General features: G+C 46.2%; 25 protein-coding genes. 13 read left to right on the top strand and 12 right to left on the bottom strand.

Translation table 11 applies throughout. From position 1 onward, the window contains the following. The first annotated feature begins 1 nt into the window (after position 1). The gene (locus D8S93_RS13805) at positions 2-406 is read left to right on the top strand and encodes a hypothetical protein (RefSeq protein WP_005391991.1); all 405 of its coding nucleotides are present in this window, start codon (positions 2-4) and stop codon (positions 404-406) included. Positions 407-497: 91 nt separating this feature from the next. Here the strand turns inward: D8S93_RS13805 and D8S93_RS13800 are convergent, their stop codons facing one another. Together D8S93_RS13800 and D8S93_RS13795 are read right to left on the bottom strand one after the other, a co-directional pair. Then, complete coding sequence (locus tag D8S93_RS13800) at positions 498-1,301, bottom strand: HAD family hydrolase (RefSeq protein WP_152813757.1); 804 nt, start codon at positions 1,299-1,301, stop codon at positions 498-500. Positions 1,302-1,396: 95 nt separating this feature from the next. Then, the gene (locus tag D8S93_RS13795; protein WP_005497694.1) at positions 1,397-2,284 is read right to left on the bottom strand and encodes a LysR family transcriptional regulator; all 888 of its coding nucleotides are present in this window, start codon (positions 2,282-2,284) and stop codon (positions 1,397-1,399) included. Positions 2,285-2,410: 126 nt separating this feature from the next. On the opposite strand from D8S93_RS13795, the gene D8S93_RS13790 reads away from it, so the two are divergent. From D8S93_RS13790 to D8S93_RS13780, 3 genes are all read left to right on the top strand, one after another. Then, positions 2,411-3,277 (top strand): MBL fold metallo-hydrolase, encoded by an 867-nt coding sequence (locus D8S93_RS13790; protein WP_152813755.1) that lies wholly within the window; start codon positions 2,411-2,413, stop codon positions 3,275-3,277. Next, positions 3,271-3,891 carry a DsbA family protein gene (locus D8S93_RS13785; RefSeq protein WP_152813753.1) on the top strand — a complete coding sequence of 207 codons (621 nt, stop codon included), beginning with the start codon at positions 3,271-3,273 and terminating at the stop codon, positions 3,889-3,891. The genes D8S93_RS13790 and D8S93_RS13785 overlap by 7 nt, the downstream gene beginning before the upstream one ends. A gap of 117 nt (positions 3,892-4,008) precedes the next feature. Then, positions 4,009-5,688 (top strand): RluA family pseudouridine synthase, encoded by a 1,680-nt coding sequence (locus D8S93_RS13780; protein WP_152813751.1) that lies wholly within the window; start codon positions 4,009-4,011, stop codon positions 5,686-5,688. Positions 5,689-5,798: 110 nt separating this feature from the next. Here the strand turns inward: D8S93_RS13780 and D8S93_RS13775 are convergent, their stop codons facing one another. Next, complete coding sequence (locus D8S93_RS13775) at positions 5,799-7,139, bottom strand: MATE family efflux transporter (protein WP_152813749.1); 1,341 nt, start codon at positions 7,137-7,139, stop codon at positions 5,799-5,801. A gap of 533 nt (positions 7,140-7,672) precedes the next feature. Here D8S93_RS13775 and D8S93_RS13770 point away from each other — a divergent pair. After that, the gene (locus D8S93_RS13770; RefSeq protein ID WP_048625526.1) at positions 7,673-8,821 is read left to right on the top strand and encodes a GGDEF domain-containing protein; all 1,149 of its coding nucleotides are present in this window, start codon (positions 7,673-7,675) and stop codon (positions 8,819-8,821) included. A 3-nt stretch (positions 8,822-8,824) separates the two neighbouring features. On the opposite strand, the gene D8S93_RS13765 is transcribed toward D8S93_RS13770, so the two are convergent. Beyond that, the gene (locus tag D8S93_RS13765; protein ID WP_152813747.1) at positions 8,825-9,106 is read right to left on the bottom strand and encodes a hypothetical protein; all 282 of its coding nucleotides are present in this window, start codon (positions 9,104-9,106) and stop codon (positions 8,825-8,827) included. A 131-nt stretch (positions 9,107-9,237) separates the two neighbouring features. Then, on the bottom strand, positions 9,238-9,522 hold the full coding sequence (locus tag D8S93_RS13760; RefSeq protein WP_005392006.1) for a pyrimidine/purine nucleoside phosphorylase: 285 nt from the start codon (positions 9,520-9,522) through the stop codon (positions 9,238-9,240). 326 nt (positions 9,523-9,848) lie between these two features. On the opposite strand from D8S93_RS13760, the gene D8S93_RS13755 reads away from it, so the two are divergent. Next, positions 9,849-10,352 carry a DUF2850 domain-containing protein gene (locus tag D8S93_RS13755; protein WP_104972159.1) on the top strand — a complete coding sequence of 168 codons (504 nt, stop codon included), beginning with the start codon at positions 9,849-9,851 and terminating at the stop codon, positions 10,350-10,352. Positions 10,353-10,721: 369 nt separating this feature from the next. After that, positions 10,722-13,268, top strand: a complete 2,547-nt coding sequence (locus D8S93_RS13750) for a glycosyl hydrolase family 18 protein (RefSeq protein ID WP_074190253.1) — start codon at positions 10,722-10,724, stop codon at positions 13,266-13,268. 174 nt (positions 13,269-13,442) lie between these two features. Here D8S93_RS13750 and D8S93_RS13745 read toward each other — a convergent pair whose 3' ends face one another. Further along, positions 13,443-14,300, bottom strand: coding sequence for an alpha/beta fold hydrolase (locus tag D8S93_RS13745; protein WP_074190254.1), 858 nt, complete (start codon positions 14,298-14,300; stop codon positions 13,443-13,445). A gap of 130 nt (positions 14,301-14,430) precedes the next feature. Beyond that, on the bottom strand, positions 14,431-15,021 hold the full coding sequence (locus D8S93_RS13740) for a TetR/AcrR family transcriptional regulator (RefSeq protein ID WP_005392013.1): 591 nt from the start codon (positions 15,019-15,021) through the stop codon (positions 14,431-14,433). Positions 15,022-15,272: 251 nt separating this feature from the next. Here D8S93_RS13740 and D8S93_RS13735 point away from each other — a divergent pair, with 251 nt between their 5' ends. Further along, a complete protein-coding gene (locus tag D8S93_RS13735) occupies positions 15,273-16,298 on the top strand; it encodes an acyltransferase (protein WP_152813745.1) in 1,026 nt (341 codons plus the stop codon). 420 nt (positions 16,299-16,718) lie between these two features. Then, entirely contained in the window at positions 16,719-18,149 is a 1,431-nt protein-coding gene (gene nhaD / locus D8S93_RS13730) for a sodium:proton antiporter NhaD (protein WP_005392020.1), read from the top strand. A gap of 37 nt (positions 18,150-18,186) precedes the next feature. Here nhaD and D8S93_RS13725 read toward each other — a convergent pair whose 3' ends face one another. Beyond that, complete coding sequence (locus tag D8S93_RS13725; protein ID WP_005392030.1) at positions 18,187-18,582, bottom strand: GFA family protein; 396 nt, start codon at positions 18,580-18,582, stop codon at positions 18,187-18,189. Positions 18,583-18,783: 201 nt separating this feature from the next. Here D8S93_RS13725 and D8S93_RS13720 point away from each other — a divergent pair, with 201 nt between their 5' ends. Then, complete coding sequence (locus D8S93_RS13720; RefSeq protein WP_006740933.1) at positions 18,784-19,392, top strand: YitT family protein; 609 nt, start codon at positions 18,784-18,786, stop codon at positions 19,390-19,392. A gap of 78 nt (positions 19,393-19,470) precedes the next feature. Here the strand turns inward: D8S93_RS13720 and D8S93_RS13715 are convergent, their stop codons facing one another. From D8S93_RS13715 to D8S93_RS13705, 3 genes are all read right to left on the bottom strand, one after another. After that, positions 19,471-20,289, bottom strand: a complete 819-nt coding sequence (locus D8S93_RS13715; RefSeq protein WP_152813743.1) for a hypothetical protein — start codon at positions 20,287-20,289, stop codon at positions 19,471-19,473. 100 nt (positions 20,290-20,389) lie between these two features. Beyond that, positions 20,390-20,872, bottom strand: coding sequence for a methylated-DNA--[protein]-cysteine S-methyltransferase (locus tag D8S93_RS13710; RefSeq protein WP_152813741.1), 483 nt, complete (start codon positions 20,870-20,872; stop codon positions 20,390-20,392). Further along, a complete protein-coding gene (locus D8S93_RS13705) occupies positions 20,869-22,236 on the bottom strand; it encodes an AlkA N-terminal domain-containing protein (RefSeq protein WP_152813739.1) in 1,368 nt (455 codons plus the stop codon). The genes D8S93_RS13710 and D8S93_RS13705 overlap by 4 nt, the downstream gene beginning before the upstream one ends. 194 nt (positions 22,237-22,430) lie before the next feature. Between D8S93_RS13705 and D8S93_RS13700 the strand changes: the two genes are divergently transcribed. The 3 genes from D8S93_RS13700 to D8S93_RS13690 all read left to right on the top strand — a co-directional run bounded on the left by D8S93_RS13700 (position 22,431) and on the right by D8S93_RS13690 (position 24,108). Next, positions 22,431-22,634, top strand: a complete 204-nt coding sequence (locus tag D8S93_RS13700; protein WP_017633816.1) for a hypothetical protein — start codon at positions 22,431-22,433, stop codon at positions 22,632-22,634. Positions 22,635-22,959: 325 nt separating this feature from the next. Further along, positions 22,960-23,403: a DoxX family protein gene (locus D8S93_RS13695; RefSeq protein WP_152813737.1), complete on the top strand. Its 444-nt coding sequence runs from the start codon at positions 22,960-22,962 to the stop codon at positions 23,401-23,403. A gap of 9 nt (positions 23,404-23,412) precedes the next feature. Then, entirely contained in the window at positions 23,413-24,108 is a 696-nt protein-coding gene (locus D8S93_RS13690) for a pirin family protein (RefSeq protein ID WP_152813735.1), read from the top strand. 81 nt (positions 24,109-24,189) lie between these two features. Here D8S93_RS13690 and D8S93_RS13685 read toward each other — a convergent pair whose 3' ends face one another. Next, positions 24,190-25,083, bottom strand: a complete 894-nt coding sequence (locus tag D8S93_RS13685; RefSeq protein ID WP_006740927.1) for a LysR family transcriptional regulator — start codon at positions 25,081-25,083, stop codon at positions 24,190-24,192. Positions 25,084-25,155: the final 72 nt, after the last annotated feature.

Genomic DNA, 25,155 nt, shown 5'->3' with positions numbered 1-25,155 from the left:
TATGATGAGAAAGTTCATGCAAATGCTGCTTCTACTGGCAGTCATTGCGGCAGGTGTGTTGGCTTGGGTATTTATTCCATCGCACGAAACCATCGGGCAAAAAACGCTTGAGCAGGCACTCAACGACGACTACAGCCTCGTTGGGCATCGAATCTACTCAACCGATCCGGATGCTGGCAACCGATTCGGCTACTTCGTATTGGCAACGGGACAGAGCATTGAAGAACAAGAGCCGTTTTTGGTCACTTCGGATCAGTTTATTCGCATGGAACAAACGGGTGATAACACCTTGTCTGTGACCGTCAATGGCCGTATCTACCAATACCACAACGACTTGTGGGTACCAAAATCGGATGGAAAGTTGCAGCACTTTTTAGTCAGCGCAACCGCTAAGTACGTGCGCTAAAAAACGGGAACATTACTAACCAAAAACAAAGCCCCGCATACACTGCGGGGCTTTTTACGTTAACAAGAAAAGAACATCGAAAGGATGAGCGTTACTTCGCTAACACTTTCTCTTTAATCACTTTGAGTACCCCAGCCTCTTGGTTGCTTGGCGCAGAACAACGAGCGATTTTCTTAATCTCTTCATGCGCGTTAGCAACCGCGTACGAATGCTCACTGACTTGCAGCATTTCGAGGTCATTGAGGTAATCACCAAACGTCATGGTTTCTGCCGGAGTAAAATTCATCGACTCTTGAAGATGCTGAATAGCCGCGCCTTTAGACGCTTCGGCATTCATCACATCCAGCCAAATTTTTGCGCTCACCACGACTTTATGCGTTGCGCCAAACTTCGCGTTCATGGTCGGGAACAGGAGCTCTTCCGAACCGTCAAAGTGACAAATTGCCACCTTAATAAACTCGTCTTCGACCTCAAGCAAATCCGGCACGTATTCACAGCGGTGGTAGTACTTTTGAAACTCTTCCAGTGATTGCTGATCATGCGTTTCGATGTACGCCGAGCGCTTGCCACACAATACGATGTTCGCCCCGTCAATTTCACGAGCCGCTTTCACAATCTCCGCCACTTCCGCTTTAGGAATGGTGCAACTGTAGAGCTCTTTGTCTTGGTACATCACCAAGGTGCCGTTTTCGGCCACATACAACACTCGCTCTTTGATTGGCGCGAACGTGTCTCGCAGGCTGTAATACTGACGACCAGACGCAGCGGAGAACAAAATGCCTTGCTCTTCCAGTTGCAAAAACAGATCGAAAAACTCTGGATCCAAACGACCGTATTGGTCAAGCAAAGTGCCGTCCATATCGGAAGCAATAAATTTGATGCGAACTTGTGACATTAACTAAAACTCTAAATGACGCTGCGAAAAATATATCCATGTAAGGTACAGGATCTTGTATGAATCTCAAGTCGGGATGACGACGCCTTTCGCGATTACCAAGGGTGCAGTTTAAAGTAATCTTCACTGTGATCGATGAAGGCTCTCACCGCAGGAGACAAGTGTTTACGCGATGAATACAGCGCGTAAATGTTGAGATCATTTGGCTTCCAATTCGGCAACACCGACTCAAGCTGACCCGATTGCAGATAGATATTGCTCAAATAGGTTGGCAGCATCGAAATACCCATGCCTTGTAACGCGCCATGCAATAACGCCGTGGCCTCATTGCTGGTTAAACGACACTCAATTCCCACCGATTCGAACTGGTCGCCCTGAGACAAATGCCACACGTGACGCTCAAAGTTTTTGTAACCCAAACAGTCGTGTGAAGATAAATCTCGCGGATGCGCGATCGCGCGATGAGTTTGCAAGTATTGCGGCGATGCCACCAACACCGATTCACACACCGCAATCGGCTTACCAATCAAAGAAGGATCGGGATCTGACGCAATTCGGATTGCCAGATCGATGCGTTGCTCAGTTAGATCACTCACTGAATCTTGCAGATCTATGTCGATATGCACTTTGGGGTGCTTTTGCATAAAACTGTTTACTGCTGGGATCAACTGTGAGAATCCAAATGAAGTGCTAGACGCGAGACGGATTTTTCCGGACAGCTCACCATCAACGGCAATGTTCGACGTCAACGTATCGGCCTGTTTTAACCAGCGCTCAATCTGAGGCAAGCTGCGTTCCCCTGCGGTGGTGAGTGACACCTTGCGCGTGGTGCGGTGCAACAAACGAGTTTGTAGCCAGTTCTCCATCGCCTCTACATAACGAGTCACCATTGGCCGAGACATGTCTAACCGCTCAGCGGTCGCGGTAAAACTGCCAGAATACACCACATCCACAAATACTTTTGCTGCCGTTACTCTGTCCATATATTTGCTCGAAATAAGAAATAGTGATGCACATTATTGTGTATTTTTCCGAGCGTATCAATTTTCTAATATAGCTCCCGTTCCCAAGCCATCGTCGCTTGGCCCCAAATTCTTTAGGAGCTTATTATGAAAAAATTCACTTTGATTGCTACATCCATTTTAATGGCAAGCCCTGTCCTAGCGGCAAACCACTCTCCCCTTACTCTTGAGGTTTACAACGCCGACGGTAACAGCTTCCACGTAAACTCAACCTTGGTATACGGTGAGACTGACGCCATGGTTATCGACACTGGCTTCACCAAAGCTGACGCGATGCGCATTGCCGCTAAAGTGCTGGACTCAGGCAAAACACTTAAAACCATTTTTATCAGCCAAGCGGACCCAGATTACTACTTTGGCGCAGAGGCCTTACACCAACAGTTCCCTGATGCGCAGATCATCGCAACGCCTGCGGTTCAAAAAATTATTAAAGAGAAATTGGCTGGAAAGCTGGCGTACTGGGGACCAAAGCTGGGCGCAAACGCACCGGTAAAACCAGTGATCCCTGTCGCGTACGATAAAGCATCATTAGAGCTAGAAGGTCATAAGATTGAAATTCGTGGTAACCATGGCACATCAGCACACCGCCCTTACCTATGGATTCCAGATAACAAAGCGATTCTAGGTAACGTAGCCGTGTACTCAAACGTACATTTGTGGATGGCCGATGCCGCTGACCAAACCGCTATCAATGCTTGGGAGCAACAGCTTAGCGAGATGCTTGCGCTTAAACCTCAAGTGGTCATCCCTGGTCACATGAAAGCAGGCACAAAGCTGAACGCAGACACCATTCGCTACTCGCAACAATACTTGCAGGATTTTCAGCAAGCGAAAAAACACAGCAATAACAGCGTTCAACTCATTGACACCATGTCAGCGAAATACCCAGAAGCTCAATTGCCAATCGCGCTAGAAATCGGTGCGAAAGTGCATACTGGTGAAATGTCATGGTAACCTTGCATTACTTCTTCGATCCCATGTGTGGTTGGTGCTACGGGGCATCACCACTCATCGAAGCCTTGATGGACACCTCTCAATTTAAGGTAGAGCTTCATCCCGGCGGTATGATTGAGAAACGCGCGATTGAATCTGAATTTCGTCAGCACATCATCAACAGTGACGCTCGTATCGCAACCGAAACCGGAGCAACGTTTGGTGAAGCATATCTGCAACGCGTGAAAAGCGAAGATGCGTTTGTTCTTGATTCTTATCTACCAACACAAGCGATCTTGAGTGCGGAGAAAATGGGGCTGAATCCATGGCACATGCTAAAGGCCATCCAATCCGCGCATTATCAGCTCGGGTTAAAAGTGAATGAAGCATCGACGCTCAAAGCAATTGCAGAATCGCTAGGCTTAGCAAACGATGTGTGGGAGCAAAACATGACGTTAAGCGAAGCCGATCTAGATGAGAAAATTCGCTCTAGCCGACAGTTGATGCGCCAGTTACACGTTGGTGGTTATCCAACCCTGATTGCAGAAGTAAATGGCGAGTACCTGACCTTGCCGCACTCGACCTACTACGACAAACCGGCACAGTGGAAGCTTGCATTACAAAAACTGCAATAAGCTCTTCCCCACTCGCTCTTGTTCTTAATCCAAGAGCGAGTGCCAACACCGACATGGCAATCCTGACTCAAACAGGTACAATCCTCGCTCGATTTTTTACTCGCGCGGATACCCACCATGCACTCGCCTGAACATTGTTTTACTCGTTTTACTGCTGATACTTCTGGTTATGAATTACCAACGCAGTTTACGTTTCCGTTCTACTACACGCCGCATCCTCTTTGCGTTATAGCCGCAAAGCAATTGCAACAGCACTTATTAGCGCAAACCGACTTCGAACACAATTTTGGTTTGGTTAATGAAGAAACGGGGCGAGGCAAAATGTTTGGCGTATTGCTGGTAAAAAGCCCTCAAGGCGAGCTCGGCTTTTTAAGTGCATTTTCTGGCAAAATTGCTGACCAAAACTTGATTCCAGGATTTGTCCCTCCTGTGTACGACATGCTGACCGATGAAGGCTTCTTCCGCGCAGAAACGGATGCCATCAACGCCGCCAATGCGGAGTACAAAACCTGTGCTGCGAATCCGGAATTGGCAGATCTTAAAGCGCAAATCCAAGCCGACCGAGCCGCTTATCAGCAAGAAGAGCAAACACAGCGCCAAGTGATGATAGACGGCCGCGCCGCACGCAAACGACAGCGCCAACAGGGAGAGCAAACGCTCAATGCCGATGACCTCAAAATCTTGTTGGATGAATTGGGTAAGCAAAGTGTCGCCGAGAAAAATGTTCTCAAATACTTAAAGCAATCGTGGGATGAAAAGCTTGCAACCAAAGAAGCACGATTGGCCGAGTTAGAGCAGCAACTTGCTCACCTGAAAGAGCAGCGCAAGACGCTCTCCAACGCTTTACAGCACAAACTGCATAAACAATACCGCTTCCTAAACAGCCATGGCGAAGCACGCGACTTGGTGGACATTTTTGCGGACACCACAAACCCAATCCCACCAGCAGGTGCGGGGGAATGTGCTGCGCCAAAACTGCTCCAATACGCATTTAAACACAGATTCAAACCGCTGGCGCTGGCAGAATTTTGGTGGGGTGTTTCGCCAAAGTCTGAGGTTCGCCAACACAAAAAATTCTACCCATCGTGCAACAGCAAATGTCAGCCGATTTTAGGCCATATGATGCAAGGGCTGGATGTCGAACCCAACCCATTGGCGGAGAATTGGGCAGAAGACAAAGAGCTAGAGATAATCTACCAAGACGACGCTATGGTCGTCGTCAACAAGCCCTCGGGCTTACTTTCAGTGCCGGGTAAAACCATCAAAGACTCTGCTTATACGCGCCTACAAGCGATGTTCCCTGATGTGGAAGGGCCGTTTGTGATTCATCGCCTCGACATGGCGACCTCTGGCATTTTGGTGTTTGCCTTAACTAAACGCGCGAACAAAAGTCTGCAAAAACAGTTTATGGCTCGCGGCGTACAAAAACGTTATATGGCACTACTCGAAGGCGTATTAAACGAGCCTGAAGGGGAAATTTCACTGCCAATGCGTGGCGACCCAGACGACCGCCCACGTCAACTGGTGTGTTTTGAACACGGGAAACATGCAGAAACCTACTGGCAACTGATTGACGTCAAAGATGGACGCAGCAAGGTATACATGTATCCGAAAACCGGGCGAACTCACCAACTACGTGTACACAGTGCTCATCACATGGGGTTAAACATGCCGATGGTTGGTGATGGTTTATACGGCGAAAAAGCGAATCGCTTACACCTGCATGCTGAGATGCTAGAGCTGGATCATCCATACAGCAAAGAGCGCATGGTGTTCAGAGCTGAGTGCGAATTCTAACGTCTTCCAGATTTAAAATAACAAAAGGCACTGACTAACAGTGCTTTTTTTGATTTCTAACAACAGAATAAGCGTGATGCGTGATGCGTGATGCGTGATACAGCAAACCGTTAGCTCACCTTAAACTTGGTCCACACCTGAGAGCGCCAACGCCTTGCCATGATGATACCACGTACCCATTCATCGAGTGCGATTGCCATCCAAGCCCCTAAAACGCCATAACCCAAGTGGATGCCAAAGATGTAAGAGAAAAGCACGCCTAGTCCCCACATACTCAAAATCCCCATTTGCACTGGGAACTTGATGTCACCCGCGCCTTTGAGCCCCGCGATAAAAATCAGGTTAAACACACGTCCGGCCTCGAGCAAAATTGAGCCCATGACTAACGAGCCTGCCAATGCGAGTATTTCTGGTTGATCGGTAAATACGCGCAGAATCTCTTCTCTAAACAGGTAAATCAGTGTGGTTGCCGCCGTTGATGCCACAAATCCCACTAAGAAGTAGATTTGTACACGTTTTAAAATGCTGCTCACCCAACCTTTACCGATGTAGTAACCAGTCTGAATTTGCGCTGCCTGACCTATTGCCAACGCGAAAGCAAACGAGAAACGGGCAATGTTTTGCGCATAAGTGAAAGCTGCCAACGATGCCGTCCCCATTTGCACCACAAAGTACACAATGCAGATTTGCGCCACGTTGTAAGACAGCACTTCACCCGCGTTCATACCGCCGATTTTTAAGATCTTTTTGTAAATCTCTGCGGGCACTTGTTTCATGGTCGACATCGGTAGTTCAATGCTGCTGCGAGCGAGAATAAACCATAACATTAACGTACCGATGACTTGGCTGACGACGGTTGCTATTGCTACACCTTGCACACCATACACAGGTAAACCGAATGGCTGGTAAAGCGCAATATAGTTACCAATGATGTTGAACACACCCGAGATCAAGTTCACCACCATTGGAGAGCGCGAATAGCCATGGCTACGCAGAATAGTTGTAAAAACAACGCCAATCGTAACGTTAAACGTCATCGCACCGCTTATCAGCAGATATTCATGAGCGTACTGCTCGACTTGCGCTTCCAAGCCGTAATACGGGAGTAGATATATCGCGCCAAGCACGGCAATCACACTCAAGAACGCACCGACAATCACAGACAGCGCAATACTTGCAACGCCGACGTTCACAGACTCTTGCTCGCGCCCTGCGCCATTGTATTGGGCAATCAAAATCCCCGTTCCGCTGCTGACAAACGTCGAAACGATGATTAAGAAAAAGGTAATCTGCGTGATCACACCAACAGCGGATACGGCTTTGTCCGAGTAGCCACTCAGCATGAACACGTCACTGGTTCCTAAAGCCGTCCGTAGCAAAATTTCGACAAGAATCGGCCAAGCTAACGCCACAATGGACATTCGCTGGTTGATGTTCTGGCTTTTAGGCATGTTTGTAACCTTTCCTACAACTAAAAACTGCCTCACAAAATGTGTGAGGCAGTTTGGAAAAAGAGTAACTAGAACGAAGCTCGAGATGAGGTCGTGATTTAGCGCGGATTCTAGTCGCATATTGGTCACAACGACAACAATATTTCGCTCTGTTTCGGAAAAATATTTCTAATGCTTTTTCACAACGAAAAACTCATTGACGGAACTTAGAGATCATCGATTGACGAACAATGAGCTCAATAGGTAGAAGGCGCAGTTCATGCTAGTCCCAACAGAGTTGAGTCAGGATAGATCCTGCAAATACGGCGGTGGAAATGCATTACTTTGAATTATTAATCGAACCATCTGAAGCCATAAAGATCCGCCACGGAAAACTTTCTAAGCCTTTGTTGCGCTTTGAGCACTCTCACCAAACCACACTTCTAGGCCCATACTAAAAATGACTGACATCACATTTGGAAACTTTGTTGTTCTATTCATCGCTAAAATACCGCCTAGAATAAGCGTACACGTTAATTAAGCAAGGATACGTAATGTCGACATTGGCTGGAGCACGCTTAGAGGAAATGGCGGATATCCGCTCAACAAGAAAAAAGAAAATTGTCTTTTTATGCTCCAGTATCGCCGCGGCATGTTTGACTTATGGCTCCATTGCTCAATTGTTTGAGGATAATTGGGGATTAAGCTTTTTCCATGCTCTGTGTGCCTTAGCCTGTTTAGGTATCAGTTATGTAATAAAGGTCCAACGACATCATCAATATGCCGACCTATGGCTGAGTGCAGTCTTGATGTTCGAAGGGTTATTGCTACTTCTGTATAACGATGCCCCCTCAGGCAAACTGCTATGGCTATACCCCATTGTCGCCACTCTGGTGCTGATCAATGAGTTTAAAGTCGGTCTGCTGTTTAGTGGCACCTATATCTTACTGATCTTTTTTGGCGTCGTTTTTTTAGATCGGCTACCAACAGCCAGTGACATCATAGAACGACGATTTATGCTGACCTTGATAGCGACTGCATTTGTATGTCACACATTCTCGTACTACTACACAAAAGTCCTCAACTACATTCAAACACTTTATCGTGAAGGGATTGAAGAGTTGGCGTATTTTGACCAACTCACAGGGCTTGCCAACCGCTGGAGCTTTGAAACTTGGGCTCGTGCAAAGCTCGATGAGATCAACCATTCATCTGATGACAGTATCACTGCTCTGGTCTTCCTAGATATTGATAACTTCAAACACATTAACGATACCTACGGGCACGATATTGGTGACCAAGTGCTTCAAGCTTTTGCAACTCGATTAAAAAACAATGTTCGCCATAAAGACAGAAAAACAGACAAACACGACTACTCCATCGCTCGATTTGCGGGCGACGAGTTTGTGCTCATGCTGTACGACATAAACAGTAAAGATGACCTAGACAGCATTTTGAAGCGTATTGTGAATCTATTCCCAAAAGGCTACCGAAGCTACGATATGATTAACGAGTTAACGATGAGTGTGGGCGCTGCTATCTACAAACAAGATGCGAAGGATTTATCTGAATTGACTCGGTGCGCAGATAAAGCAATGTATGCGGCTAAACACACAGGGAAAAACCAATACGCGTATTACGAACACTGCAATACCGAAGAGAAGTCAGCCTCTGAAACGCCGGCTGTGTCAGAAGCTTGCTAACGGTTAAGCGAATACATGCATCACCCATAGCCCCAGCACCAGAAATACGATTAGCCACACAGCTTGCAGCACTCTGCTCGGCTTATCTTGCTGGCGACCGAATTTGCCTTTAAACGCACGGTCCTTCACTTTGCCCATTAAGCCTTTTCCTAGAGCACGTCGATAGAATTCACGTCTCTTATGGGCTGCATTGGCGACCTCGGTAAAACGATGTCTTTGCTCATTGGTGAGATCTTTGTCCTCATAACGAGGAGGGAGATCAGAATGCTTGCGTTGTACTGCCATCACTTCCTCCCTGGTCGATGGGTACATTTTTATTAAGTATATACCCAAATAACCAAAAGATGCGTTATAAGTGAAGGACATAGACGAAAAAACCACCCGAAGGTGGCTTTGTTACAGGCAAAAAGGACGCTTTAGAAGTACTCACATAAATACGCAGTCGCGTCTTTCACTTGAAGCTCAAATGAGGAGTTCCCTTCCACTTCAAAAAACTCACCACTTTGGTAAGTCGTCCAATCACTCTCGCCGACACGCTTGACCACAAGTGCACCTTTTACAACCGTCATACGCTCAGGCGCTTGAGTGCCGAACGTGTATTCACCAGGAAGCATTACACCAACGCTAACGTCCTGATCATTCTGGTTAAAGCCTAGTGATTTTACACTACCTGCAAAATAGCTGTTTTCCTTAATACTCATTATTGGTTTCCTTATCAAAAGTCCGCTCTTTTTTACCTTGTTTCTTCCTGTTACTCAAGCTCTGAAAGTCATTAAGCTCAACGTTATAAAGCACATCCTTTGCTACTGAGCGAGGCCACCTTTTTCTAGGCTTAACCAGACGACGTAATTAGTGAGATAAAGTCGGTGAATTAGTCAACGCTAGCAAACAATAAAACCATCAATAAGAGTGTATCCGAATGTAAAAGTGGACATTAGATCATAATTTCTTAGTCTTAATGGCGGGATTGTTTGTTTTTGAGAAGGAAGGTTTCCACCATATTAAAAAAGGGAAGAAAAGTAGACCAATGACGGACTCAGCTCGCCGAAGGCGGAAAACAAGACAGGAACCAAAACTTTCATTTTGGGCTCGCCACCAATCCAAAGTCCTCAAAAGCACATTTGCCGTTTTTGGGGTGGGTCTTTTGACGTTTTTCAGCTATCAAATCCACCTATCCTATCAAGACCATATTGACCCGGAAAAAGTCTACGGCGAGTGGATTGAGATCGGCGCGCCACCCTACCAAACAGAACGTCTGACTTTCACGGAGGATGGGGTATATCGAAACCATCGACTCATCACGACAGAATTTGAATTCGATGGAAAGGTCATCACGTTGAACACTGGATTAGGAAAAACCGCGTACCAGATCTCGGGCTCTCACCTTTCACCTCAGATTCGCCGTATTGAGCCTCTTATTCCAGACCAACGATTCATCCGTAAGGGATTTGAGCATACCGTTCAAGGCTCAGAAACCGGAGCGGCTTCAAAACGTCGCGCTGCATTAAGTGAACATTTCAGCCGTGACTAGCACGTCTTCACGGCTATTTCTCCTTTCAATTATCTTTCCACTTCGATGAAACAAAACCTTAATAAACAATGAAATAAGGTATTCATCGCATTTATCCCACCTGATACTGAGTAAACAATAATTTTAGTTTCTGCTGAGATTTTATAAATTATTGACTCAGTCTGACACTTTCTGTGTAACAGAGTGCGAGTTTTAGTTAAGTTCTCTCAAGTGCCTCGAAAACCGTCTTAATTTTTTTTGACGAAAAAAAACTCTCTGAAATGCTGAGTGTGATGCTTTTGCACATGGAGTAAATCCAATCATCTTATCTGGTGCAAGAGCAGCCTATGTTCTAGGTAGAACATGAATCCAAGGATTGAGAGAGAAGTTATGATTCGATTTAACCTATGTGCAGCTGGCGTTGCTTTAGCACTATCAGGTGCTGCAGTTGCGGCTCCAACCGCACCAAGTATCGATATGTACGGTTCCAACAACCTTCAGTTTTCTAAAATTGAACTCGCGATGGAAACCACGTCAGGCTACTACGACATGGTGAAATACCATGAGCAAGCGAAGATCACTGTTAAGTTTAACCAGTGGAGTGGCACGCCAGGTGATACTTACAACGTCTATTTTGATGGTGCAAAAGTAGCAACCGGCCCAATCACTGGTAGCCAAACAACAGCGACATTTGAATATGGTCAGGGCGGCCTATACCAAATGGAAATCGAGGCGTGTGATGCGACAGGTTGTGCGAAAAGCGCACCAGCTGAAATCACAATTGCAGATACCGATGGTTCTCACTTGAAGCCACTGACGATGAATGTTGATCCAAACAACAAAACGTACAATACCGATCCAAGCGTCGTGATGGGTACGTATTTTGTTGAGTGGGGCATCTATGGTCGTGACTACACGGTCGATAACATGCCAGTCGACAACTTGACTCACATCCTTTACGGTTTTATCCCAATTTGTGGCCCAAATGAGTCTGTGAAGTCTGTTGGCGGCAACAGTTTCAATGCACTACAAACCGCTTGTACAGGCGTGCCTGACTACGAAGTCGTGATCCACGACCCTTGGGCCGCTTATCAGAAGAGCTTCCCACAAGCTGGTCATGAATACAGCACACCTATCAAGGGTAACTACGCAATGCTAATGGCATTGAAACAACGTAACCCTGATCTAAAAATCATCCCATCTATCGGTGGCTGGACGCTGTCTGACCCATTCTTCGATTTCGTGGACAAGAAAAACCGAGACACATTCGTCGCATCGGTTAAGAAGTTCCTGAAAACTTGGAAATTCTACGACGGTGTTGATATCGACTGGGAATTCCCTGGTGGTGGCGGTGCAGCCGCGGATAAGGGCGACCCTGTAAACGATGGCCCAGCTTACATCGCACTGATGCGCGAATTGCGCGTAATGCTTGATGAATTAGAAGCTGAGACAGGCCGTACTTACGAGCTAACGTCAGCTATCGGTGTCGGTTACGACAAGATTGAAGACGTAGACTATGCAGATGCGGTTCAATACATGGACTACATCTTCGCGATGACTTACGACTTCTATGGCGGTTGGAACAACGTTCCTGGTCACCAAACTGCGCTTTACTGTGGTTCATTCATGCGCCCTGGTCAGTGTGACGGTAGTGGCGTAGATGAGAACGGCGAACCGTACAAAGGTCCTGCTTACACAGCAGATAACGGCATCCAGCTTCTTCTTGCTCAAGGCGTTCCTGCGAACAAGCTAGTACTTGGTACAGCAATGTACGGTCGTGGCTGGGAAGGCGTAACTCCAGATACGCTAACCGATCCAAATGACCCAATGACAGGTACTGCTACAGGTAAACTGAAGGGCAGTACAGCGCAAGGTGTTTGGGAAGATGGCGTAATTGACTACAAAGGCATTAAGTCATTCATGCTAGGTGCAAACAACACTGGCATTAACGGCTTCGAGTACGGCTACGATGCCCAAGCAGAAGCACCATGGGTATGGAACCGCACTACGGGCGAGTTGATCACATTTGATGACCACCGCTCAGTGCTAGCAAAAGGTAGCTACGCTAAGTCTCTAGGTCTTGCGGGTCTATTCTCTTGGGAAATCGACGCGGATAATGGTGACATTCTCAACGCAATGCACGAAGGTATGGCTGGCGGTGTAGTTCCTCAACCAAACCGTAAACCAACCGCAGCTGCTGGCGCAGATCAATCTGTAACTGGCCCTGCAAGTGTGGTTCTAGATGGCAGCCTATCGAAAGACTCTGACGGCACTATCGCAAGCTACGCTTGGGAGCAAGTCTCTGGCACTGCAGTGGTACTAGCAGGCGCCAACACTGCGAAAGCAAGCTTTGATGCAGCAGAAGTTACCGTTGAGGAGCAATTAACTTTCAAGCTAACGGTGACTGACAACGAAGGTGCAACGGCATCTGACCTTGTTGTAGTAACTGTGAAGCCAGCAGGTGTGGTTGACCCAGCGAACAATGCGCCAGTAGCGCAAGTTGTTGCTCCAGCAACAGCAAACGCTGGTGACGTTGTGGTTGTAGATGCGTCAGCCTCTAGCGATGCAGACAACGATACTCTTACTTTCAACTGGACGCTTCCTCAAGGTTTGAACGCAACGGTTGAAGGTTCTAAAGTAACTTTCACTGCTGCTGAATACCCGCAAGACACTAGCCTAAGCTTTACCGTAAGTGTGAGCGACGGCAAAGCGTCTTCAACGGCAAGCGCAACTGTTGTTGTTGCACAGCATACCACCGATCCAAACCCAGGCACCTGTGACAACGCATGGGATGCAAGCGCAGTGTACACAGGCGGCAACCAAGTCACTCATGCAGGTAAAACTTGGGAAGCGAAATGGTGGACTCAGGGTGACGATCCTAGCCAATCTGGCGAATGGGGCGTTTGGAAAGAAGTTGGCGTAGCTAACTGTAACTAAGCCCAACCTTGCAGACTTTCTGTAAAGTTAACGATCAAAGGACAGCTTCGGCTGTCCTTTTTTGTTTTTATCTCATAATGAGAAAAGCGATACCATAGACGAAAAACAATCCGAGGTATTACTTTTAAATCGAATTAGCCCAAAACGGCTCGAGCCGATTAGTAAGAATGAATATTACCAAGCACGATCGAGTAAACGGTCAAAACTACTGAAGACTTGTGCACACTTCATCACTCGGCCATGGCCTTGACCTTGCGTTGTCACTAATTCAACATTTTCAATCTCTTCAGCGGCTTGTGCAGAAATACTGTACTTAGTGAACTTATCCTGCTCATCATGAACAATGATGGCTGGAGACGAGCGCTCTGCCAAACGCTTCAGCGGATCAATTGACTGTAATGGGTAACCAAATTGATCTTCAACTTCAGAAACTACGGCATTAAAAAGCTTCATCGAATAACCTGAACGCGCAATGCTACCGAATAGGTTCTCTACGTAATTCAATACCGGTGCAATAAGCAGTAAAGGCTTGTTTTCTAATTTGCTATGTCTGCACTCAAGAGCAGAAGCGGTGCCCATGCTGTGCCCAACTAGACCAACAATATCGTCTACCGTATCTAACACATCTTCTAACCCTTTGACAAAACCCGGAATGTGCCCATACTGCCCTTCACTCTCACCATGTGCTGGATGATCGTATGCCAAAGCGGTGAACCCTTTCGACGCAATATGTTCCATCAACGGATAAAACTGACTTGCGGTGCCAGACCAACCATGAGTTAACACCCAAATAGGTCCAGAGCCCAAAGTGTAGGTTTTGATAATGCCTGCATGCCCTTTAATTTCACCCTTGGCAAGTCCTTGAGGTTCGGTGTTTTTAGGTGCTGTGCGAGCAGGTGTCAGGAGCAACTTACGCGCGGTATTCTTTGCATGGGAAGGGGCCAGCGTATGGTGTAAACGCGTACTGATGTTCACCAAACTGCGCTTAATACTGAAACGTTGCGATGTATTAAAGTAAATTTTTTCACTCATGATTATGTCCTTAACTATCAGCTTCGCACAAAAAATAGAACGGTCGTGCTTTTTATACTGATAAGAAAGAGCGAACTCAGCCGCTCTTTATGATTTTATGTCTACAAATCTGGAAAGCGAATAACTGGTATCAGCCTTTCCAGCGAGAAAATAAGTTGTCGATCCCTTGCCAAAACAGGCGCAAGCTTTCTTCCTCACCTTTAATTGAGTAAAAAACATGCGCACTCAAATAAAGACCGTATAAATCAAACGTTGCTTGGCGTGTATCTAAGTCTGCTGCAAATTCTTGCTTCTCTTTGCCTTTCGTTATTTGGATCTCCAAATAGCTCAGCCAAGTGTCTATGGATTTACGCAGTCCGGCCTGAAGTGGGCAATCTTTATCTGCCGTGTCATTCCAAGCGTCTAGAAACATACAACTTCCTTGAAATGCGTGGTTCCAAGTCATCCAAGAGTCGAGCAACCCTCGAATTTTACGTTCGATATTGCCATCCCCTGCTTCACGAACAGGCTCAATAACTCGGGCGGCGAACACTTTATTGGCGTGCTCCAATACCGATAGTTGTAAATTCAACTTCGAATTGAAGTGGGCAAACAGACCACTTTTCGACATACCGCATTGCTTGGCTAACTCACCAATCGTAAGACTTTCTAATCCGTCTTCGCTGGCGATCTCAAAAGCCCGTTGCAGAATAAACTCTTTTGTCACTTTTCCTTTTTGCATAATCTTATTTTTAGCACGATCGTTCTTTTTTGCAATCTAGAGTTAACTGGTCTAACCATACATTAGTGTCATTTTCGACTCGCTAATCACGTATTGAGTTGGTTAATGGGTTAATAATTAAGAAGTTTGAAGTAAGTCTTAAATTTAAACACAGCTTCAGTGTAAGCGCGAGTCTGTTGACTTTTTCACGCATTAATTCAGCCACAACCTGCTACTTTCACCTAAGTTTTTTTATTTAGGTAAGTAATGTAATGGCAAAGAAACAAAAAATAGCCAGCTTAGAGTTTGCGCGTATTATTGCGATGTTTGCAATTATAGGATTGCACTGCCAGATGGCCCTGACATACTGGCAATGGGATGGAATACCGTGGGTTGGCTATATGCTCAACCAATTGGCTCGTTTTGCTGTGCCACTGTTTTTTCTCATTTCTGGTTATCTTATCCAGCCCAAGTTAAGCCGCGCACCTATCGAAACACTAAAAAACTACGCCAAACCACTGATGAAGGTTTGGCTCATTTGGAGCGTGATCAGTTTATTGATGCCATTCCAGTGGCAAACTGTCGCTGAGGCGGGGTATCTCGCCGAAAGGCAGGGCTACTGGGGCTACTTAATGTCGACCCCGTTCAATTCACTCGTCGAAGGCGGGCTCGTTCACCTGTGGTTTATTCCAGCTCTGGTCATTGCCGTTGCCTTAATTGCCTTCCTCGTGCATATCAATATGGCTCAATTGGTACTGCCAACCGCCGTATTGCTATACATATACGGCGTGTTTGCTGGCAGTTATTTGACCATTACCGATCTGCCAGCGCCTTTCTTTACTCGTAATGGGCCGTTTTTCAGTACGTTGCTGGTAACACTGGGTTATCTAGCACGAGAAGAGCAGTGGCGATGGTCGCGAAACAATACGATTCGATGCATTCTTCTTGGTACGGCGCTGCATTTTGGTGAGGCTTATTGGCTAATGCAACACGAGGTCGCTTTTAATTCTCACGACTTCCTGTTTGGTACTGTTATCTGGGCCGTGGGTGTCTTCATGTGGCTCTTAGTCCACCCACATTTTGGCGATATGCCTTGGGTATTCAAACTATCTCCTAGCGTGTTAGGCATTTATGTTAGCCATCTGCTTGTGATAATTATTATGATGAATGTTGCTGGATTTATCGGGTTGCAACACCTCGCGAAAGACGCATTTATTTATCCTGCAACGATTGTCGCAACCACAATACTTGTGAAAGCAATTGAGGCTTCGCCGTTGAGAAAATGGCTGCTGCGCTAAATCCATTCAGCGCTCGATATAGCTAGCTCTAGCTCAAAAGGGTTAGAGCTAGCCAGTTAAAAATGAGATTTCTCTCTCACTGACCAATTTTTGACTTTCTAATCCTTCAGAATTTGCCGTCACTCACAAAAAACATTGTTCATTTCCTTTAAATTGGCTCGACTATTACAACATTGCTCATTAAACGGAGGCTGTATGTGGGCAGGTCAAGGACTCGTTCCTTTTTTAGAGATTAGCCATTGGTTAACTTACGGTTTGTATGCCGCTGTGGTTTTATTTGGCGCAGCAAGCATTGCGTCACTCAGAAAATAGTGGCGCACACTATCATTTCCTAACTCCTACTGTTAATTCGAGCTCTCTCACAACTAACTCATTAATTTGTGGCTAATATTTCTCCAACCAGACAAAGGAGAAATGTCTATGCCAATCTATCCAATTGTGGCTTTCTGCTGTTTGTTATTCTCTAGCGCCACCTTTGCTGCCCCCACCAATGAACTGAACCTTGTTAATTCTGGTGTCGGCTACGCGGCTCTCATTATCTTTTCGATTGCTTACATACTGGTTATGTTGGAAGAGTATCTGAAAATGAGAAAATCCAAGCCTGTGCTGCTCGCTGCAGGGTTAATTTGGATTCTGATTGGCTACACCTTTGCTCAACACAACCAGCCAGAAATCGCCAAATCCGCACTAGAGCACAACTTGTTGGAATACGCGGAACTGCTGCTGTTTTTGTTAGTAGCGATGACTTACATCAATGCAATGGAAGAGCGCAAACTCTTCGATGCCTTACAGGCGTGGATGGTCGGCAAAGGCTTTGGCTTCAAAAAGCTGTTTTGGCTGACGGGGTTTCTCGCCTTTATTATTTCACCGATTGCCGATAACTTAACCACAGCCCTCTTGATGTGCGCTGTGGTGATGAAAGTCTCTGGTGATAATCCTAGATTCGTGAATCTTGCCTGTATCAACATTGTTATCGCTGCCAACGCTGGCGGTGCATTCAGCCCATTTGGTGACATTACGACCCTGATGGTGTGGCAAGCCGGGCATGTCAGCTTTGCTGAATTCATCCCGTTATTCGTCCCGTCACTGGTGAACTACTTGGTTCCTGCATTTTTGATGTCACTCTTTGTTCCAAACACCAAACCGAATACGATTCACCAACACGTAGAACTGAAACGCGGCGCGAGACGTATTGTCGCACTATTCATTCTGACGATTGCCACCGCAGTCTCTTTCCACGCTTTGCTGCACTTCCCACCCGTTATGGGCATGATGATGGGCTTGGCCTACTTACAATTTTTCGGCTACTTCTTACGCCAAACACTCAAACATTCCTTGGCAAAAAAAGCGGCCATGGCAATTGCCAATGGCGACGATCACGCATTAAAACGCTTAGGTTCAGTCGTTCCGTTTGACGTGTTCCACCGTGTATCTCGCGCAGAATGGGATACCTTGCTGTTCTTCTACGGCGTAGTGATGTGTGTCGGCGGTTTGAGCTTACTTGGCTATCTCGAACTGGTTTCAAACGTCATGTACAACCAATGGAACCCTGTCTGGGCCAACGTGATGGTTGGTGTTCTGTCTGCCATCGTCGATAATATTCCGGTTATGTTTGCTGTACTGACCATGGAACCAAGCATGTCGATGGGAAACTGGTTACTTGTCACATTGACTGCGGGTGTGGGGGGCAGCTTGCTTTCAATTGGCTCTGCTGCTGGTGTCGCATTAATGGGAGCCGCGCGTGGTCAATATACCTTCTTTGGCCACCTAAAATGGGCTCCCGTCATCGCCTTGGGTTATGCCGCCAGTATTGCGGTACACTTGTGGATGAATAGCGGTTTATTTACTTAAAAGCACCTAGAATTAGTCACTTAACTTGCAATGCAACCTAACGGTCGGATGGATGGTTAACGCCATCCATCACTTCGATAGTTCCCAATTCATATGGGTTGACGCCCTCTAAACAGCCGACATTATAGCCGTACTCACTCGGGTCAGAGCGACGCTGATGGTGCGTATAAATACCACATTCGCCACAGAAAAAGTGTTTCGCTGTGCGAGTGTTAAATTGATACTGCTTCAAAACGTCTTCGCCTTGCACGATACGAATACCATTCAGAGGCACAGATGCCACAATCGCGCCGCGACGTCGACACATGGAGCAATCACATCGTCTCGGCTTCTCAATACCATTAGGTAATGCAAGTTCCAGCTCAACTTTTCCGCAGTGACAACTCAGTCGATGTAATGCGTTGATTTGGGTAGTGCCGACTTTCTTAATCATAACTTTTCCTTGTTGTTTTTCTACCTGTGTACATTATGTTAAACAGGCTAGCATCAGCACAATCTTGTCCAAAAACTCGACATTCATCACTTTTCGCGACATTTTATTGGCCGATTTGTTAGTTGCTATTTTGGCAACTGTTTATCTCGCTGGATGGACGTGTTGTCTCCGGCGCGGTTTTTAAACCAAGGAAAAAATTTTATGGATAAAGATCATAGCCTAAGAGAGAACCTCTTGGCTCTGACGCTCGGCAGTGCGTTAGTGTCGCTTGGGGTAATATTTTTCAGCAAAGTAGGATTGCTCACTGGCGGTACGGCTGGTTTGGCGATCTTCCTTACCAAAGTGAGTGACTTCAGCTTTGGTCAGATATTTTTCGCTCTCAACCTCCCTTTTTATATTTTGTCTGTAATGCGCATGGGATGGCGCTTCACCATTAATACCTTCATTGCGGTCTCGATTGTTTCTTTTGCGGTCGATCATCTGCACCATGTGATTGAAATTTCACGAATCGAACCTTTCTATGCAGCACTTCTAGGTGGTGGGTTAATTGGAATAGGTATGTTGGTGATTTTCCGCCACAAGATGAGTTTAGGCGGTTTTAACATTTTAGCGTTGTACCTTCAGGAACGTTTTGGGATTCGAGCTGGTAAAGTTCAGATGGCACTCGATTGTGCCATCGTAGTGATGTCGCTGTTCATTGTGGATGTGCACCTTATCGCTCTATCCGTCCTAGGTGCCGTGGCGACAAACTTGATTTTGGCGATGAACCATAAACCAGGACGATACCAGGCAAAAGCGCAAATAGCATAAGCAACATCGTGTAATGAGTGAACTTACAAAATATGAGCCCTGAGCCATTCGCTCGGGGCTTTTTATTCAACGTTGAGATCATGTCAACGAACTCGTTGTGCAGTATTGCTGCATCCCCACATCCACTTTAGCTTTATATTTCTGGCTAAGATGGAAGTGCACTTGCATCAGCAAATCATGCGCATGGAACAGCTCAAACGCGTCACCACCATTTTGCTGACAAATGGCTTCGCAGCGCTCGGCATGCTGCTTGGCTTGTCCGGCTTCACCCGCTTTGAGTAAACTCATCGCTAAGCGATACTCTGCACGTTCTTCTTTCATCCAACCACCCGCCACTTTCCAGTAATCCAACGCGAGCTTGGCCGCTTCTAGCATCCTCGATTTTTCCATATCCGTGCGCTCAGCCAGCGCTTCATACTGACACGCGAAGTTGTTTGCCGTGATTGCGATAGAGCGCGCTAGCGGCCCTTCAGCATCTTGTGGTGTCATACCTAGCGCGGCTTTCTCCAGCCATTGGCTCGCCAGTTCAAGCTGAGCAAGCGCAGAAAGTTCATTCGAAATCAAAGCGTAAACTCGGCGTTGGTCTTGCTCTTCCAATAATTCCATATTGTCAGTGCCATCTACGAAGTAGCGCGCAACGGCAATACTGCGTTGCAATGCCGAACTCTCGGCAACCTTGCGTTCATCAAAGCGCTCTAAACAAGCAAGAAACGGTTCTGGACGCTGGAGGTGCCCAATCGCGGTGTGCAGCATCAATGCGAATATTCGCTCGATGTGGCTAACGTTTTCCACCTCACTCAGAGCCGTTTCCAATTGAGCATAAGTTTGTTCGGGCAGTGCTTCGTGATGCTGCCAACACTCACTCATGAATGCATCAAAATCCGTTTTGAAAGGCATGTCCTTATTATCCTTTTTCTATTCGTATAACGAATATGAAACTCTACACTATCGTTTCCCCTGTGTAGCACGCTTAATCACAATATGAGAATCGCCTCACTTAAAGTGGTGTACCTTGCTCCAACGCAAGTAAACGTTGCTTGCGCTCTACTCCACCAGCATACCCTGTCAATTTACCGCTTTTGCCAATAACGCGATGACAAGGCACCACGATAGAAATAGGATTTTTGCCGTTTGCCAACCCAACAGCGCGCACAGCTTTAGGGTTGCCAATCGCGTTGGCGAGATCTTGATAGCTCCACGTTTCGCCGTATGGAATGGTCGTTAGTGCCTGCCAAACTCGATTTTGAAAATCCGTGCCTGTAGCCGCCAAAGGCAGCTCAAATTCATTACGTAGGCCAGAAAAATATTCATTCAACTGGGTAACAGCTTGGCGCAAAATCGGGTGTTGATCGTCTCGCGCTCCCAGTTCACTCGGCTTAGTGGTGCATGTTTCAAACCAAATGCCAAGCAAGCCCTCAGTGTTAGATTGGATGGTCACCGTTCCTAATGGGCTCGGCATTTCGGTATAAAATGTTTTCATGATTGATTCCATAAGTGAAACGTCGCGTAGCTTCCCCAAGGGGCCGCAGTGTGCGTATTCAGTGATGGGTAACGCTGCATCGCCTTTTTCACCACTAAGTCTTTATCTAAAAAGCAATCGGGTTGAGATTGCCCTCGCAGTTGAGCATAACTGACTGTCCAAGGTCCAATGCCTTTCAAAGCTAGCCACTGCTGGGGGTCGGCTTCTGAGTTGTCCTGCATGAACTGGGCGAAGCGCACTAGCGTCTCTTTACGGCTTTGCGGCATGCGCAAAAAGCTCACGTCGGTATTAGCTATCGCATCTGGTGTCGGGAAAAAGCGTTTTTCTGACTCTCCACTAAGAGTGGTCACCAATAAGTTAAGTTGACCAATCGCCGCTTTAACCGACACTTGTTGGCCTAAAATCGCTCGAACTCCAGCCTCCCATGCATTCCATACACCAGGAATCCGAATACCTTTACTCGACACAAGCCCCGGTGCAACATAATCCAAATGCTGCTCAACAGTACAAATATCGGCGTCAAGATCGAACATACGACGAATGTCAGACACCAAGTTTTGCAGCTTCGTTACGTCTTCAATTTCAAACGCTAGCTCTAGGTACCCTTCACCTTTGGTTGCTTTAAACCACGCTTTACTGGTATCCAGACAAACGTTGCGCTGATAACTCTCATCACTCACCAGCTCAACCCCCTCAATCGCTCGTAAACGGTAGAAGTCCAACATGTGCTGCCAATTCAATTCACCTCGATAAGGCAAGGCAATTCGATTGCTACCCATACCGTCAAACTCTTTGCGACGGACTTGAGAAGGCGTCAGTTTGAGAAACTTTTGGAAAGCATCGTTAAAGCGGCGTGTACTATTAAAACCGGCGGCGAAGCCTACTTCCGTGACCGACATAGAACTGGAATGAAGTAACTGTTTGGCGAACATTAATTGTTGATATTGCGCATACTGCTTGGGTGACATGCCTAGATACTGCTCAAACAACATACGTAAGTAGCGATCCGAAATCCCAACACGCTCTGCTAGCTCAGACACCGAGTGATGATGCAGTTCCCCTCGATCAATTAACGAAATTGCTCGTTGAAAGGTCGTTTCTACGCCTTTCCATGCCCAAGAACCCGGCGCGCTATCAGGTCGACAACGCAAACAAGGACGGTACCCCGCTTGGAGAGCTTGCGCTTTATCGGTGAAGTACTCTACATTTTCTTCTTTAGGTAAATTAGCCGGACAAATTGGGCGACAAAAGATCCCCGTTGTTTTCACTGCCACATAAAATCGCCCATCAAAACGGCTGTCTCGCGCGACTCGCGCCTTATGACACTGCTCGAAAGTCAGTGAGGTATGGGGGTGAATAAACATAGTGCTTTCCTTGCTCATGCCTTTTGTCATTTATTGTTCATAGGCATCGTTCAATATAATGTTATTGTAGCTTGCTTAAGCGCCTACAATTAGTCATTTTCGGAACTCAATATTGAGATTTATTGGCATTAGCGCTTTTGTACACTAGAGTTAGATTCAGAACATCACAACAACGTCGGCTAAAGGGAATTGGCATGGACTTACACACTTGCGTAATTGTACTAAGAAACCAAAAGGTTATTACCAGTAAATCCGTAGATCATTCAATTGGAATTATCGAACGAGACTCAGATAACGAGATCTCGGAAATTCAAATTAATGCCACGGATGGACGTAATATTCGAACCTATCACTACAACAATGTAGAGGAGTCACTAGAGAGCTTAATGAACCTCTGACAGTTTTCTTTAACACACCTTTCTCCCTTGTTAATAGCGAAAGCAATAGAGCACAGCAACCTGTGCTCTTTTTTTGTTTAACAGCAAAAATGTTTATCGAAAATAATGATGGAACCTGATTTAAAACACGACAAAACTGGCATAAAAAAACTCATAAAAAACACTCAAGAAACTGATTAAAAATAACAAAAACTGTTATTCAATTTTTTAGAACGAGTTTATCAAAATACTCCCGTTATTTTTATTCTCACCGCCACCTAAACTGTTCTCAACAGCACGGGAGCACACGCTTCCCACTCATTGAAAAGAGTCAGAGGACAGAATCATGAAAGCACTATTACAGAAAATTACCACATCAAACGCAGGTTACAGCGCACTATCACTTCGCGTTCCAATCGGCATTATCTTTATGGCGCACGGCGCACAAAAGCTGTTTGGCTGGTTTGGTGGCTACGGGCTAGAAGGCACAGGTCAGTGGATGGCATCTATCGGTTTAGGTCCTGGCGTGCTAATGGCATTCCTTGCTGGCAGCGCAGAGTTCTTTGGCGGCTTGTTCATTTTACTTGGTCTGCTAACTCGCCCAGCAGCCGTTGCTTTAGCGTTCACGATGGTGGTAGCGATATTCTCTGTCCACTTTGAAAATGGCCTGTTCATGGCAAACAACGGTTACGAGTTTGGCTTAGCTTTACTGGCAGCAAGTGTTTCACTGGCGTTTTCTGGCGCAGGTAAGGTCGCGCTAGATAACTTCTTGCACAAAAAACTCTCTTAGGGAGGCCTTATGATTACGGTAAGACTTGCAGCAGACCGAGGTCGAGCAAACTTTGGCTGGCTTGATAGCAAACATACGTTTTCTTTCGGTAGCTATTACGATCCACAATATATGGGCTTTTCTGAGCTGAGAGTCATTAATGACGATGTAGTCCAACCTGGCGCAGGTTTTGATACACATGGCCATCGTGATATGGAGATCATCAGCTATGTGCTGGAAGGTGTTATCGCGCACAAAGACAGCGAAGGTAACGTGAAAACATTACCTGCCGGGGAATTCCAACTCATGTCGGCAGGGAAAGGGATTTACCACAGTGAGTACAATGCGTCGAACCGTGACACGCTGCGCTTCCTACAAATTTGGATTCAGCCAAATACATTTGGAACCAAACCAGATTATCAGCAAAAAGACTTTGGTCGCACTCCTGGATTAACAACTATCGCGACTCCAACAGGAGAAAACGGTACGCTACTTATTAAGCAAGATGCCACATTACATCAGTTAATTCTTGAACCAAATAGCGAACTTAACTTTGAGATAGAATCGGGTAGAAACTTATTCGTTCACCAAGTAACGGGAAGCCTTAGCATCGACAATACCAACTTGACGGCGGGCGACGGCGCGAAGGTCGAACAGCAAAGTAAGGTTGTTTTACGCAATACATCGAACGAGAGCACAACCGCCCTGCTATTTGACTTGCCATAACTATCGATTCATCGAGATAAAAAGAAAGCCGCCTGGATTTTCCAAGGCGGCTTTTTAATTTCTCTGACTTTTCACTCAAAGCTATTCGTCGGAAGTGCCGGAACCAATTTGCTGAAAACTGTAAGCCGTCAGTGGATCAATCTCTTTGACAATTTCTTCCACTTGCTTAATCGCGTCTACCGACGAGCTAGCTTTACGATAGCTCAAATAGATAGGGCGATACCAATCTTCTACGCCAGACACCTTGTGAAGCTGCCCATTGGCGATAAAGGGCTCTACCAGAGAGATGGGTAAGTAAGCGGCACCGCCCTTCTCCAAAATAAAGTCCAATGCAATGCGCGCCGTTGACGTGCGCAGATACGGAGCCGGGATCTTAGGGTGACGTTCAGAATGTTCTGATGAGAAGCGCGTTCCCCAATCCACATACACGTATTTGTTTTCAAAAACGGTGTCTAAAGAGTCTTTCTCAGTCGATACCAGAACGAGAACAACATCAGCCACTTTTTTGCAGTTAAGCTCATCAGCTTTGATTTGGTCGAACGCAAATGCCATATCTAACGTGCGCTCTAGCAAGCTGCGACTGAGCATTTCCCGCCCCATCACTTCTGCCATAAAACCATAACCACCAAATGAATCTGTGACGACACTTAAACAGTTCTGCAAGTAAGCGTCCCAAATATTTGGCGTACCGCCTAACGTTAATTGCAGCGCTTTGCCATCTTCAAGCGATAACTCTAGCTTCGCTTGTTGCAATGTGGTGACCATCACCTCTGCATAACTGATTAAGCGCTCACCTGCAGAGGTCAACTTTATGTTATTTCGATCACGAATAAACAATTGCGTATCGAAGTAACTTTCCAATTGTTTGATACGTGCGCTCACTGCAGCTTGGGTAATATAAAGATTCTCAGCGGCGCGTCCGAAGTGACGAACCCTTGCCAGCTCTAAAAATGTTCGAAAGACTTTTACATCCATAAACCATCTCCTGGTTAATATAAAACCAGATTAACAACTAATTAAAATCATGACGACAAAAAAGTTTTGTTT

It is taken from the genome of Vibrio sp. VGrn 2, assembly GCF_009361695.1.
In the GTDB taxonomy this organism is placed as follows: Bacteria; Pseudomonadota; Gammaproteobacteria; order Enterobacterales; family Vibrionaceae; genus Vibrio; species Vibrio diabolicus.
This window is presented reverse-complemented; position numbering and strand designations above follow the sequence as displayed.